The organism is Niabella yanshanensis (assembly GCF_034424215.1).
GTDB lineage: Bacteria > Bacteroidota > Bacteroidia > Chitinophagales > Chitinophagaceae > Niabella > Niabella yanshanensis.
This window is the reverse complement of sequence record NZ_CP139960.1, coordinates 3,816,292-3,829,096: the sequence shown is the minus strand read 5'-3', so window position 1 is coordinate 3,829,096 and position 12,805 is coordinate 3,816,292. Positions and strand designations below refer to the sequence as shown.

The 12,805-nt window shown below is 41.4% G+C and carries 11 protein-coding genes; 7 read left to right on the top strand and 4 right to left on the bottom strand.

Annotated features, from left to right (window positions below):
- Positions 1 to 142: 142 nt before the first annotated feature.
- Both U0035_RS15830 and U0035_RS15825 read left to right on the top strand, forming a co-directional pair.
- Positions 143 to 1,123, top strand: a complete 981-nt coding sequence (locus tag U0035_RS15830) for a hypothetical protein (RefSeq protein WP_114791771.1) — start codon at positions 143 to 145, stop codon at positions 1,121 to 1,123.
- Positions 1,124 to 1,337: 214 nt separating this feature from the next.
- Positions 1,338 to 1,790 carry a protein-disulfide reductase DsbD domain-containing protein gene (locus U0035_RS15825; RefSeq protein ID WP_114791772.1) on the top strand — a complete coding sequence of 151 codons (453 nt, stop codon included), beginning with the start codon at positions 1,338 to 1,340 and terminating at the stop codon, positions 1,788 to 1,790.
- A 52-nt stretch (positions 1,791 to 1,842) separates the two neighbouring features.
- Here U0035_RS15825 and U0035_RS15820 read toward each other — a convergent pair whose 3' ends face one another.
- Together U0035_RS15820 and U0035_RS15815 are read right to left on the bottom strand one after the other, a co-directional pair.
- On the bottom strand, positions 1,843 to 2,403 hold the full coding sequence (locus tag U0035_RS15820; protein WP_114791773.1) for a UbiX family flavin prenyltransferase: 561 nt from the start codon (positions 2,401 to 2,403) through the stop codon (positions 1,843 to 1,845).
- Positions 2,404 to 2,412: 9 nt separating this feature from the next.
- Positions 2,413 to 3,003, bottom strand: coding sequence for a DUF502 domain-containing protein (locus tag U0035_RS15815; RefSeq protein ID WP_114791774.1), 591 nt, complete (start codon positions 3,001 to 3,003; stop codon positions 2,413 to 2,415).
- Positions 3,004 to 3,208: 205 nt separating this feature from the next.
- Between U0035_RS15815 and U0035_RS15810 the strand changes: the two genes are divergently transcribed.
- The 5 genes from U0035_RS15810 (at position 3,209) to U0035_RS15790 (ending at position 10,889) form a co-directional block, all read left to right on the top strand.
- Complete coding sequence (locus tag U0035_RS15810) at positions 3,209 to 3,853, top strand: TetR/AcrR family transcriptional regulator (RefSeq protein WP_114791775.1); 645 nt, start codon at positions 3,209 to 3,211, stop codon at positions 3,851 to 3,853.
- The gene (locus U0035_RS15805) at positions 3,840 to 5,195 is read left to right on the top strand and encodes a TolC family protein (RefSeq protein WP_114791776.1); all 1,356 of its coding nucleotides are present in this window, start codon (positions 3,840 to 3,842) and stop codon (positions 5,193 to 5,195) included. Before U0035_RS15810 ends, U0035_RS15805 begins: the two co-directional genes overlap by 14 nt.
- 32 nt (positions 5,196 to 5,227) lie before the next feature.
- Entirely contained in the window at positions 5,228 to 6,439 is a 1,212-nt protein-coding gene (locus U0035_RS15800) for an efflux RND transporter periplasmic adaptor subunit (RefSeq protein ID WP_114791777.1), read from the top strand.
- A gap of 78 nt (positions 6,440 to 6,517) precedes the next feature.
- Positions 6,518 to 10,138, top strand: coding sequence for an efflux RND transporter permease subunit (locus tag U0035_RS15795; protein WP_114791778.1), 3,621 nt, complete (start codon positions 6,518 to 6,520; stop codon positions 10,136 to 10,138).
- Positions 10,139 to 10,709: 571 nt separating this feature from the next.
- A complete protein-coding gene (locus U0035_RS15790; RefSeq protein WP_162817927.1) occupies positions 10,710 to 10,889 on the top strand; it encodes a hypothetical protein in 180 nt (59 codons plus the stop codon).
- 60 nt (positions 10,890 to 10,949) lie between these two features.
- Here U0035_RS15790 and rplQ read toward each other — a convergent pair whose 3' ends face one another.
- On the bottom strand, positions 10,950 to 11,543 hold the full coding sequence (rplQ, locus tag U0035_RS23010; protein WP_114791779.1) for a 50S ribosomal protein L17: 594 nt from the start codon (positions 11,541 to 11,543) through the stop codon (positions 10,950 to 10,952).
- A 177-nt stretch (positions 11,544 to 11,720) separates the two neighbouring features.
- On the bottom strand, positions 11,721 to 12,722 hold the full coding sequence (locus U0035_RS15780; protein WP_114791780.1) for a DNA-directed RNA polymerase subunit alpha: 1,002 nt from the start codon (positions 12,720 to 12,722) through the stop codon (positions 11,721 to 11,723).
- Between the last annotated feature and the right edge of the window lie 83 nt (positions 12,723 to 12,805).

Here is a 12,805-nt window from a genome sequence, read left to right as displayed (position 1 = left end):
AACTCCGGCTAATAAGCCGGAGTTTTTTATGTGTCGTTATCTTTTTATTAATACAATTGAAATGATTTTCATAGTATTTTAAATGGAGTACCATATAATCCGATTTATTGACTTTATTTGTGTTTGAAATACAAAACTGCTCATGACGGGTATATTCAGGCAAAAAACGCCGGGCAATATTATCTTGCTGATTCTTTTAGGCATTTTTATAAAACTGCCTGCATTTTTTCATGCGAAAGGTTTTATTGTAAAACAGAGCGATGGTATATTTTATACCAATCTAACGGCCTTTTTGGATCGGCTTACCAACGGCAGCAGTTTTGTTTTTGCTGGAATTGCATTTTCCCTCAACCTGTTGATTGCTTTTATACTCAATAGCTTTATTAATACCGACCGGTTCATGAATAAGCCCAATTTCCTGGCGGGAATGGCTTATATACTCATTACCTCCTTTCTGCCTTCTTTTAATATGCTGTCGTCCAACCTGGTAGCATCTGTGTTATTATTAACCGCGTTCAAGTTGTTTTACCAGTCCCACCATGTTAAAAATCATATTTTCAACGCATCGCTGCTCATTGGCCTGGCCTCTTTGTTCTTCTTTCCTGCACTTTTCTTTATAGCCTGGGCTTTTTTAGCGGTATCAGTATTAAGACCTTTCAAACTTTCTGATTGGATCATCCTGGTGTTGGGATTAATCAGCCCTTATTACTTTTATGGCACTTACTTATTTTTAAATGACAGGCTCGAAGTACCCTCCTACTTCTATCACCTTTCCTTTCTAAGTTCTGACATCAGGTATTCTGCCTGGCATGCCGGCGCTTTGTTTTTTTTACTGGCTCCTTTGCTGGCAGGTATATATTATATGCAGGCTAATTCGGCCAAGATGCTGGTACATATACGTAAAGGATGGTACCTGTTTCTCGGATATCTTGCAGTAACAATCATTGCAGCGCTTTTTGACATCGAAAAAACCTCAGAAAACCTGGTCTTAGCATTAGTACCTGTAGCCGCTTTTCATGGTTATGGTTATTTAAATGCGGAACTGAAGCTCTATCCAAAAATTTCATTTTGGTTAACGATTGCTTTTATCATTACCAACCAATTATATGGCAGCTGGTGGTAGTAAAGCTTATAGACATCTCCTCATTTCCTGAAGCTTATTGCTGGTTTTATACCGGCCTTGTAACTTACAGATTGTTCAGGACAAAAGTTAACGGCCCCATTTCGGAACAAAAATTGGCAGAAAATGTTAATCTTTGATATCACACAACCCGTGAGATAGAAAATGCATCTAAGTATATTATTGCATTATTAATTTATAAAATATAAAAGAGTAAATGAAAAAGTTAGTTTTCCTTTTGGCAGCGGTAATAGTAGTTGCAGCGGCACAGGCACAATTAAATCCTGTAAGCTGGAAATTTACCAGTAAAAAAATATCTGCGAAGGTTTATGAAATACATATGACTGCTGTGATCGATAACGGATGGCACTTGTACTCGCAAACCCAACCAGCAAATGCCATCAACATCCCTACTAAATTCTCATTTACGGGTAACCCGCTGGTAAAATTAGAAGGCGCTGTTAAAGAAGTGGGAAAAATGGAAAAATTTCATGATGCAACACTGGATGCCAGTGCCAACCAGTATTCCAAGACAGTAAACTTTGTTCAAAAAATCACGTTGAAGGCTGCTGCTAAAACTAATATTTCAGGAACAGTTACTTACCAGACATGCGATGATAAACAATGCTTGCCTCCTAAAAAAGTTCCATTTAAAGTGGATCTGGGTTAAGCCAAAAAGTTATAAAAGATATTGATGCCGGTTCGTAAAAGGAACCGGCTTTTTATTGCCCCCACCTGAAACTTTGAATATCGAATCCCGCCAGATCCAGCACCCGGTCAGTTACCGTTGCGGCCAATTCTTCAATGGTTGTAGGCAAACTATAGAACGATGGTGTAGCCGGGCAAATAATACCTCCGGCCAAAGTGATCTTCTCCATATTCTGAATATGAACCAGGTTATAAGGTGTTTCCCTTGCCAGGCATATCAATTTCCGTCGTTCTTTGAGAATAACATCCGCAGCACGGGTTATAAGGTCGTTGGAAATACCGTTTGCAATGCGTCCTAAAGTACCCATGGAGCAGGGCGCAATGATCATCGTATCATACCGGCCGCTGCCAGAGGCGAAAGGTGCCGAGAAATCATTTTTGCTGAAATACAGCACCCCTTCTCTTTCTTTAAACGCCTCCTGCATTTCCACTCCCCATACATCCATGGCATTATCGGTAGCTACTACTGCCAGCGTTTCCCATTGATCTTTTAACAGTAAAAGTTTATCGATCAATTGAGCCGGGTAGATAGAACCACTTGCCCCCGTTATTGCTATCAATATCTTTCTTCTCATACAAATCCTTTAACTTTCTACCACGCCGCCCGTTACCGTATACTTCATGGCGTCACCAGCGGTAAGATTTTCAATTGGCTTCACCCGCTCTTTTGGCAAAATATATAATTGGCCGGCAAAATTGTAGGCCTGCGGCACATAAACTCCCACCATTTCATGCCCCATATTAAATTTTTCCATTTCATCATCGGTCAAAAAACCCACGATCCAAACGTCGTTATTAAACACATTCGCTAACACGGCCTTTGTGAATTTCTTCTTATCACCGGCAAAAGCCTGGAAAAAATCTTTAATCGATTTATAAATTAATTTAATACCGGGTGTTCTTTCCAGCCAATGATCAAAAAAATTGATCATACTTTCCATAATAAAATAGCTACTCAGCCACCCTATGAAAATGATAAATGCGATAATAAGCACAAACCCTACCCCTGGTGTAGTAAATATCGGCCTTAGCAGGCTATCAATCCAGTCAAAGACTACATATAATATATACGCGGTAATAGTAACCGGCGCTAGTATAATAACGCCCTGCACAAAGTACCGGAACAGCGTCTTCAGGATGGTATCCTTAGGAGTATGGGGAAGATATTTAGGCATTTGAACGCAAGATACTATATCTTTTATTGATGCGGTTTTCGCTTCGGATCCTGTTCACCCCTTTTTAGCAACCATTCACCTAAAAAATATTTTGCATCTTTTAAGGTATTTTACTTTTGGGCTCGTTTTCAAAACCAGTGCCTTTAAAAATAATTTTGTCTGGAAACTTTAGACCCCGAAAAAGTTTCCTTAGTTTCGCGACGCAATGGCAATGGTTGTAGATAATAAAACACGGATAAGAGAAAAAGCGAAAGAACTGTTTATGCAATTGGGCATGCGGCGGGTGAGCATGGATGATATTGCGGCAGAAACCGGGATGAGCAAAAAAACGCTCTACCAGTATTATACCGACAAGGAAACCCTGGTTGCAGATACCATTGGGGTGATACTGGAAACGAATCACGCCAACTGCGAAAGTTGTAGGGAGAAAGCCAAAAATGCAATTCATGAAGGTTTTTTAGCTACAGCTTCGGTATCAGAAATGATGCGGCGATTGAACCCTGTGCTGTTATTTGACATGCAGAAGTATTACCCGGCGGCATACCGGAAGTTCTTAAAATTTAAAGAGGATTTTTTGTACAAATTCATCTACCAAAGTATTGAATGGGGTATTAAAGATGGATTATTCAGGGAGGATGTTGATGTGGCGTTGGTGAGCCGCTTACGAATCGAGAGCATCAACCTTCCTTTTCAACGCAGTTTTTACGATGCAATGAAAACAGACCTCGGCACTTTACAAAAAGAGATATTCATCCTTTTCCTTTATGGAATAGCTACTCCTAAAGGAACCCGGATGATCAATAAATACAGAACCGAACCAATAAAACCACTTACTGATGATACGAATTAAGATAGCGACAGTAGCCTTGCTCCTTTTCGCTTTTACACAAACCACCTTATCCCAGCAAACCCATGAATTCTCCCTGCAACAGGCTTTGGACTATGCGCAAAAAAATAACGTGCAGGTTAAAAATGCGTTGCTGGATATCGAGCTGCAGCAACAGGTAAACAGGGAAGTAACGGGAAGTGCTTTCCCGCAAATAAACGCGAGCGGCGACATCACCGATAATTTAAAGCTTCCCATTTCCATAATCCCGGCGGGAACCGTATTTATGCCTGGCACCCCTCCCACCACCGAAGACACCCGACTCGCATTTGGGGTTAAGTGGAGTAGTATGGGCGGCGTTTCTCTGAGCCAGATACTGTTCGACGGACAGGTATTTACCGGTTTACAGGCAAGACGCACCCTTATCGATTATAAAGAGAAGGCTGCAGAGGTAACAGCAGAACAGATACGATCCGTTGTTGCGAAAATATACTACCAGCTCGTCCTAAGTAAAGTACAGTTGGCTTTGTTAGACTCCAACATTGCTTTGCTGCAAAAAAACCAACACGACACCAGGATCATGTATGACAATGGTTTTGTAGAAAAACTGGAAATCGATAAACTGGAAGTTCAGATTGCCAATGTTAAATCACAAAAGATCCAAGCCCTGAATGCCGTAAACAATGGCTACCTGGGTTTAAAAGTTTTGATGGGAATGCCGCTGAAAGATCAACTGGTTCTTACCGATGACCTTACCGACCAGGATATAAGAGAAGGCATCCTGGAAGAATCAGCCAATTTCGATTATAGCCAGAGAAGGGACTTCCAGGCCGCTTCACTGGGGTTAAAGCTTAACGAATATGACATACAGCGTTACAAAAGAAGTAAAATCCCCACACTTTCGTTAAACGGTTATTGGAACCAGATGACGCAGGCCAACCAGTTTGGAAATCTGTTTGGCTCGGGCTCTTATTGGTTTCCGGTAAGTGCATTAACCCTTAAGCTAAACATTCCGATCTTCAACGGTTTTGCAACTAATTCACGCATACAGCAAGCAAGAATAAAATTACGCCAAACCGAAAACCAGGTTGAAGCACTGAAGTTGCAAATTGACCAACAGAGAGATTCGTCAATTAATACATTCAGGACTGCTATTACTGACATGGATTACCAGAAACAAAACATGGCTTTGGCAGAGCGCGTTTATCAGCAAACCAAGAAAAAATTTGAAGTAGGTACAGGCAGTCAGCTTGAAATTGAGAATGCCCGGGTGCAATTACAAAGTGCTCAGACCAACTACTTCAATTCATTATACAATGCAGTTAGTGCTAAAATCGATTTCCTGAAAGCATCCGGCAAACTATAAACCATAAACCCCCAAACTATAAATCAATTCATATGCAGTATATATTAAAACTAACATCAATAGTTGCCTTTACGGCCATCTTAGCAGCCTGCGGTGGTGGTAAAAAAGAACAAAACAGCGCGCTGAACGATAAAAAAGTAGAGCTCGAAAAACTGAAAGGCGAACAAAAGAAAATATCGGATCAGATCAATAAATTGAACGATGAGATTGCCGCTTTAGATCCCAGCTTTGTAAAAGCTAAACTGGTATCGGTTGAAAAAATCGGTAGCGACAATTTCGATCACTTTATTGACCTGCAAGGCAAAATTGATGCACGTAAAAATGCCTATGTTGCTCCACGTAACGGACAGGGCGGTATTGTTCGCGCCCTATATGTAAAACAAGGTGATCGCGTTCGCCGCGGTCAAACCCTTTTAAAGCTAGACGATGCTTTACTTCGTCAGCAATTAACAGGGGCTCAGCAACAGGTTGCTACGGTTAAAGCCCAACTGGAGTTGGCTAAAACTACTTATCAGCGGCAAAAGAATTTATGGGATAATAATATAGGCGCTGAAATGCAAGTAATACAGGCTAAAGCCAATGTTGATCAGCTAACGGCACAGGTACAGGCAGCAGAAGCTCAGGCCGGCGCTGCCCGCGAGCAGCTAAGCTTCTCTAATGTTACAGCAGATATTGACGGAACTATAGATCAGTTGAATATACGGGTGGGCGAAATGTTTACCGGTATGAGCACCGCAGGCCCGCAGATCTCGATTGTAAATACATCGCAGTTGAAGTTGCTGGTAAATGTACCTGAGAATTACCTGGATCGTGTAAATGTGGGTTCATCGATTACGGTTACATTACCTGAAGCCAATGATAAGAAAATTCAAACGAAAGCTTCAGTGGTAAGTAAGCTGATTGACCCTTCTACACGTAGCTTTTATGTTGAAGCCAATGTACCTTCTGATCCTGACATACGAGCCAACCAGATTGCAAGAGTTCAGATTGAAGATTATTCGCGGCCTGACGCTATCACCATTCCTGTGAATACTTTACAAACGGACCAGCAAGGCAAGTTTGTTTTAGTGGCCGTTACAGAAAATAAAAAACTGGTGGCCCGTAAGAAAAGGGTAATACCCGGTGAGCTGTACAAAGACCGATTAGAAATCAAGTCTGGCTTATCGAACGGGGATCAGTTGATCACGGAAGGTTTCCAAAGCGTTTACGATGGCCAGGTGATCAGCACTACGCCAGTTCAATAGTAGATAATCTATGATGACAGTTGATGGCAGATGAAACCTGTCTTGTAATATAACTTCAAACTTCAAACAAACTCGGATATGAGTGTTTTAGAAAATTTCACCGAAAAATTCAAAGAATTTAAGCCCACATCCTGGTCGGTTAAAAACCGTACCACGGTGTACCTGCTTATCCTCTTTGTATCGATATTCGGGGTAACAACCTTTGTTACGCTCCCGAAAGAAAGCTTCCCTGACGTAGTGATTCCAACAGTGTACGTTTCCACTATTTACGTGGGTAACTCCCCCAAGGATATGGAAAACCTGGTTACACAACCCATAGAAAAGCAGATCAAGGGTATTACAGGTGTTAAGGTAGCTAAAGTAACCAGTACTTCTGTTCAGGATTACTCAGCCATACAGGTTGAATTCGGTACAAATGTTAAAGTAGACGTGGCGGTTCAAAAGGTAAAAGATGCGATTGATAAAGCCAAACAGGATCTGCCCACGGATTTGACCCAGGAACCTACAGCCCTCGAAGTAAGTCTTTCTGAAATGCCGATCATGTATGTAAACCTGAGCGGTGATTATGATGGCGTACGATTGAAAGAATATGCTGATAAAATGCAGGATCGCTTAGAAGAGCTTCCGCAGATCACCAGGGTTGATATGGTAGGCGCTCCGGAAAGAGAGTTCCAGGTAAACGTGGATAATGCCCGTATGCAGGCTGCAGGTATCACCTTTGATGACATAGCCAATGCCATTAAGTATGAGAACATGGACATCAGCGGGGGCTTACTCGAGGTGGGCAACATGAAGCGTAACCTGCAATTGAAAGGCCAGTTTAAAACAGCGTTTGATATTGAGAAAGTGATACTACGCAACACCAGTGGCAACCCGGTTTATTTAAAAGATATTGCATCAATAAAAGACACCATCAAGGAAACAGAAAGCTATGCACGCCTGGATGGTAAAAACGTGGTTACCTTAAATATCGTAAAACGTTCGGGTGAAAATCTCATTGAAACCAGTGATGCGGTAAAGCAGATCACCGAAGAAATGAAAGCTGATCTGTTTCCCAAAGATCTGAATGTAGTGATCACCGGTGACCAGAGTATCTCTACCCGTACCTCATTTAACGATTTGGTAAACTCTATTGTAATCGGGTTTATATTGGTATTGGTGATCCTGATGTTCTTCATGGGATTAACGAATGCCTTCTTCGTGGCATTGAGTGTACCGCTGAGTATGTTCGTGGCCTTTATGTTTATCCCGCTGGGAGAGATCATTATCGGCGGTAGCATTACGCTCAACTTCATGGTACTCTTCGCCCTCCTTTTTGGCTTGGGTATTATTGTGGATGATGCGATTGTGGTAATTGAAAATACACACCGGATATTTGTGGAGGCAAAGGGCAAACTGGATTCGCAGAAATCAGCCATGATGGCGGCAGGCGAAGTATTCGTACCGGTACTGGCTGGTACATTAACCACATTGGCGCCATTCTTCCCGCTACTGTTCTGGCCTGGTATCATCGGTAAGTTCATGGTGTACCTGCCACTGATGCTCATATTTACTTTGGCAGCATCACTTTTAGTGGCCTTTATCATGAACCCGGTATTTGCCGTAGACTTTATGAACCATGAAGAACATCATACAAAGAAAAAGTCTGATGTCTTTAAATCAAGAGCGTTTATCGTAATGGTTGCAATAGGTATACTCTTCGATTTATTAGGATTTGCATCAAGACCAGAAGGAGGCATGTTCTTCTTTGTTGGTAACCTGTCACTGGCGTTAGCTATACTCACCGTATTGAATGCGTACTTCTTTACCGGATGGATACATGGTTTCCAAAACAGGGTACTGCCCTGGATCATGGATCACTATGAATCCTTATTAAAATGGGCAGTAAACGGCTGGAGACCTGTTTGGCTGCTGGTAGGCGCATTTGGATTATTGGTAGTTTCAGTTATTTTGTTCGGCATGTCAAGTGGTAGCGGCAGAACGCAGGTAGTTTTCTTCCCGAGTTCTGATCCCAACTTCATTTATGTTTACCTGAAACTCCCCACCGGAACGGATGTGGAGTACACTGACTCGGTTACCCAATACCTGGAAAAAAGAGTAAACCAGGCATTGGAAATTGATCCGGCGAAAAATAAAAAGAACCCTGTTGTAGAGAGTGTGATTGCCAACGTAGCCGTTGGTGCCGCAGATCCAAACAGTGGCGACAGAAGCACAAGGAGCGAGTTGGGACGTGTACAGGTATCATTTGTGGAATATGAAAAAAGGCATGGAGTAAAAACAGGTCCTTACCTGGATAAGATACGCGCCGCTATTAAGAATATCCCCGGAGCTGAAGTCTCTGTAGAGCAGGAGCAAAATGGCCCGCCAACCGATCCACCTGTTAATATTGAAGTAGCCAGCGAGCAATTTGACGATATGATCAAAACAGCTGTTGATTTGAAAAACTTCCTGGATAGTATACAGGTTCCCGGTGTGGAAGAATTGAAAATGAACGTGGATCTGGCTAGCCCTGAAATTGCGTTAACGGTGAATCGTGAACGCGCACTAAGCGAAGGCGTATCTTCTGCACAAATAGGCATGCAACTACGTACTGCTTTATTCGGTAACGAAGCCAGTAAAATAAAAGATGGTGAAGATGAGTACAAGATCTATATACGCAGCAATGAAGTACAGCGTAAAAGTCTTACAGATCTCTTAAACATGACCGTCCGCTTCAGGGATATGGCAACCGGCCTGGTAAAAAGCGTTCCGATCAGTTCATTAGTAACAGTGGATTATTCAAATACTTTGGGAAGTGTACAACGTAAAAACCAAAAACGTGTGATCACTTTAAGGAGCAACGTGCTTTCCGGTTATACACCAACAGCTGTAAATGCCGACATTGCCAATGCAATTGAAGGTTTCCGGAAAACAGGAGATGATGTTACTATTAAACAAACCGGTGAAGGTGAGCAGCAGGCTGAAACAGGTGCTTTCTTAGGTAAAGCCCTGGTAATAGCCCTGGGACTTATTCTGTTGATATTGGTTATGCAGTTTAATTCGATGAGTAAATCTGTTATCATCTTAACTGAAATTGTGTTTAGTATTATTGGTGTGCTGCTTGGCTTTACACTAACAGGGATGACTGTTTCTGTGGTAATGACAGGGGTGGGTATATTGGGTCTGGCGGGTATCGTTATCAAGAACGGTATCCTGGTGATTGAGTTTGCGGATGAGCTAAGATCGCGTGGTATGAAAACCCGTGAAGCTGTGATAGAAGCAGGCAAGACCCGTATTATCCCGGTATTACTTACAGCGCTGGCAGCTATTTTGGCATTGATCCCGTTGGCTGTTGGTTTCAATATCAACTTCGTTACACTTTTTGCAGAGCTGAATCCACGAATTTTCTTTGGAGGTGACAACGTAACTTTCTGGAAACCCTTATCATGGACCATCATATTTGGTTTGATCTTCGCATTCTTTATGACATTATTTATGGTACCAAGTATGTACCTGATTGCAGAAAGATTAAAGCGTCCTATGCAAAAGCAGTATGGCGGTAAATGGATATCCTTCCTGGGTATACCACCCGCAATCTTCCTGTTTATTCCGTTGATGTTTATAACGATGTTCAGGCAGAAACGTAAAGTAAATGCCAGAAGAAGAAAACTTTCAAATGATAAGGCGGCTGGCGAGCCATTTATCGGAAGCTGGTTATAGATTAGCTTTAACCATTAACATCATATAAAAAAGAGGAGTTTTCGAACTCCTCTTTTGTTTTTGTTTAATTGACACTACGCTTATTTTCTAAAAGAACTTACCTGCATTTTAATTTTTCCCAATAAATAAAAACAGGCTTCTTCTTCTGCTTCAAACATCTTATGATCTAACCGCTCTCCTCTTCACTATAATAAAAAAATTCCCAGTATCGGTAATTCTCATAGTGCACTAATGCATCTGCTTTTAACCCCATCATTTATAGCGTACCATTGGTCTTGTACATTCAAGCTTTGTAATATCTTCTTTAATTCCCCTACATCATCATATAGCCTTTTCTTGAATAGTTAATCCCAGCTCCAGGTTTAATCATATTCGATAGGAACCAAATGCTTAAGTAAACCGGAGGCTTCAAATTAGGAGCAAACATGTCCCTCATCCAGGGTATTAATGTTTACATTTTTTGTACATTTAAAGTTTCCGCCAATATATCATTCTCAAACACTTTGCTTTTCAAAACATCAAGGTATACACACCATTATGTAGCGTTATACCACACCTCCAATATAGTTCAATGGAACTACCTCTTAATAACGTCGAAATCAAACCAGCATCCTATCATAGTACTGCTAATAACAAGCATATCAATATTGCCTATGGTTTATCTCCTCCGTCCCTGCCCGTGGAGACATTAACGAGGGCTATGCTGAGGTTTGTGTCTCCACAAACCAGTTGGATACATCTCATTCAATAAAATGGCAATAAAAAACGCCCCACTTTTGTGGGGCGCTAAACTTTATCAGTCAGGTTACAATTAAGCTTTCGCTTCTTCGTTACCTTCTTCTTTTGTTTCCTGAGCTGGAGCTTCTTCTACTGCAGGTGCAGCAGCTACTACTTCTTCAGCTTTTGCTTCTTCAGCAGTTACCGGAGCTTCTGCAACCACTTCTGCATTTTCAGCAGGAGCAGCTGTAGCTTTTTTAGCGCTACCACCACGACGACGTGTTTTCTTAGCAGCAGCTTTTTCTTCGCCTACGTTGTTTCCGTAAATTTCGTTGAAATCTACTAACTCGATCATTGCTTTTTCAGCAGCATCACCAGGACGAATGCCTAATTTAATGATACGGGTATAACCACCAGGACGACCACCTACTTTAGCAGCAACATTGTCAAACAATTCTTTCACCGCCTCTTTATCCTGCAAGTGACTAAAAACAATACGACGTTGGTGTGTAGTGTTCTCTTTACTTTTAGTGATCAAAGGCTCAACAAACACGCGTAGTGCTTTAGCTTTAGCCAAAGTAGTTACGATACGTTTGTGCTCGATTAACTGATTAGAAAGATTAGCTAATAATGCTTCTCTGTGCGCTTTAGTGCGGCTTAAATTTTTGATTTTGTCTCCGTGACGCATGACTTTGTTAATTTGCTGATGAGCTAATTAGCTAATTTGCTAATGCTATCATTGTTAAAAATTTCAACTGCACCGTAGTCAGGGAATTGCAGCCTACTATTTAATGTGCTAATATGCTGATGCGCTCATGTGCTTTACCAGCAAACTGGCACATTAGCATATTAGCTAATTGTTCTTTTAATAATCGTCTTTATCGATACCTAACTTCTGAAGGTCCATTCCAAAACCTAGACCTCTTTCGTTTAATACCTGCTCGATTTCAGAAAGAGATTTCTGACCGAAGTTTCTAAACTTCATCAGGTCTTCCTGCTCATACTGTACCAGTTCACTCAAAGAGTTGATCTTAGCAGCTTTCAGGCAATTGAATGCACGTACAGAAAGATCCAGGTCTTCTAACGGAGTTTTCAATACTTTACGTAATTGCAATGTATTTTCATCCACTAAGTCTTCTTTCTTCTCTTCTTTATTATCGAAAGTGATGTTCTCATCAGTGATGATCATCAGATGCTGAATAAGGATACGGCTTGCTTGCTTTACCGCATCTTCAGGATGGATGGTGCCATCTGTAACAACTTCCATAACTAATTTTTCATAGTCAGTACGTTGTTCCACACGGGTATTTTCGATGCTGTATTTTACATTCTTAATAGGAGTGTAAATAGAGTCGATAGGAATTAAACCAACCGGTGCATCTTTCACTGCATTCTCTTCAGCAGGAACATAACCACGGCCTTTCCCGATAGTTAATTCGATGTCCAGTTTAGCAGAAGAATCTAAAGTACAGATCAACAGTTCAGGGTTCATGATCTGGAACGACTGGGTGCCATCTGCGATCATACCGGCAGTAAACTGTGCCTGATTTTTAACTGACAATGAAATCTTCTCGTTAGCTACTTCATGATCAACCAGTTTCTTAAAACGAACCTGTTTTAAGTTAAGGATGATCTCAACCAGGTCTTCGCTGATACCTTTGATGGTAGCAAATTCGTGGTCAACACCTTCTATTTTAATAGCAGAGATAGCATATCCTTCCAAAGAGCTTAATAAAACCCTGCGAAGTGCATTACCGATGGTTACGCCATAACCAGGCTCCAAAGGTGCAAACTCAAACTGGGCTTCAAAATCAGAAGCTTTTTGCAGGATGATTTTATCAGGCTGCTGAAAATTCAAAATTGCCATATTTATTATTTAGGTAAGTGGGGAATAGTAAGTAGTAAGTGGGCAGAATTTTTAGAAAGCCTGCTCGCCAGAACCTATTTACT

What these genes read in the sequence shown, in the direction of transcription:
- U0035_RS15830 (WP_114791771.1), top strand. Translation starts at nt 143, where the DNA reads ATGACGGGTATATTCAGGCAAAAAACGCCGGGCAATATTATCTTGCTG.
- U0035_RS15825 (WP_114791772.1), top strand. Translation starts at nt 1,338, where the DNA reads ATGAAAAAGTTAGTTTTCCTTTTGGCAGCGGTAATAGTAGTTGCAGCG.
- U0035_RS15820 (WP_114791773.1), bottom strand. Translation starts at nt 2,403, where the DNA reads ATGAGAAGAAAGATATTGATAGCAATAACGGGGGCAAGTGGTTCTATC.
- U0035_RS15815 (WP_114791774.1), bottom strand. Translation starts at nt 3,003, where the DNA reads ATGCCTAAATATCTTCCCCATACTCCTAAGGATACCATCCTGAAGACG.
- U0035_RS15810 (WP_114791775.1), top strand. Translation starts at nt 3,209, where the DNA reads ATGGCAATGGTTGTAGATAATAAAACACGGATAAGAGAAAAAGCGAAA.
- U0035_RS15805 (WP_114791776.1), top strand. Translation starts at nt 3,840, where the DNA reads ATGATACGAATTAAGATAGCGACAGTAGCCTTGCTCCTTTTCGCTTTT.
- U0035_RS15800 (WP_114791777.1), top strand. Translation starts at nt 5,228, where the DNA reads ATGCAGTATATATTAAAACTAACATCAATAGTTGCCTTTACGGCCATC.
- U0035_RS15795 (WP_114791778.1), top strand. Translation starts at nt 6,518, where the DNA reads ATGAGTGTTTTAGAAAATTTCACCGAAAAATTCAAAGAATTTAAGCCC.
- U0035_RS15790 (WP_162817927.1), top strand. Translation starts at nt 10,710, where the DNA reads ATGGAACTACCTCTTAATAACGTCGAAATCAAACCAGCATCCTATCAT.
- rplQ (WP_114791779.1), bottom strand. Translation starts at nt 11,543, where the DNA reads ATGCGTCACGGAGACAAAATCAAAAATTTAAGCCGCACTAAAGCGCAC.
- U0035_RS15780 (WP_114791780.1), bottom strand. Translation starts at nt 12,722, where the DNA reads ATGGCAATTTTGAATTTTCAGCAGCCTGATAAAATCATCCTGCAAAAA.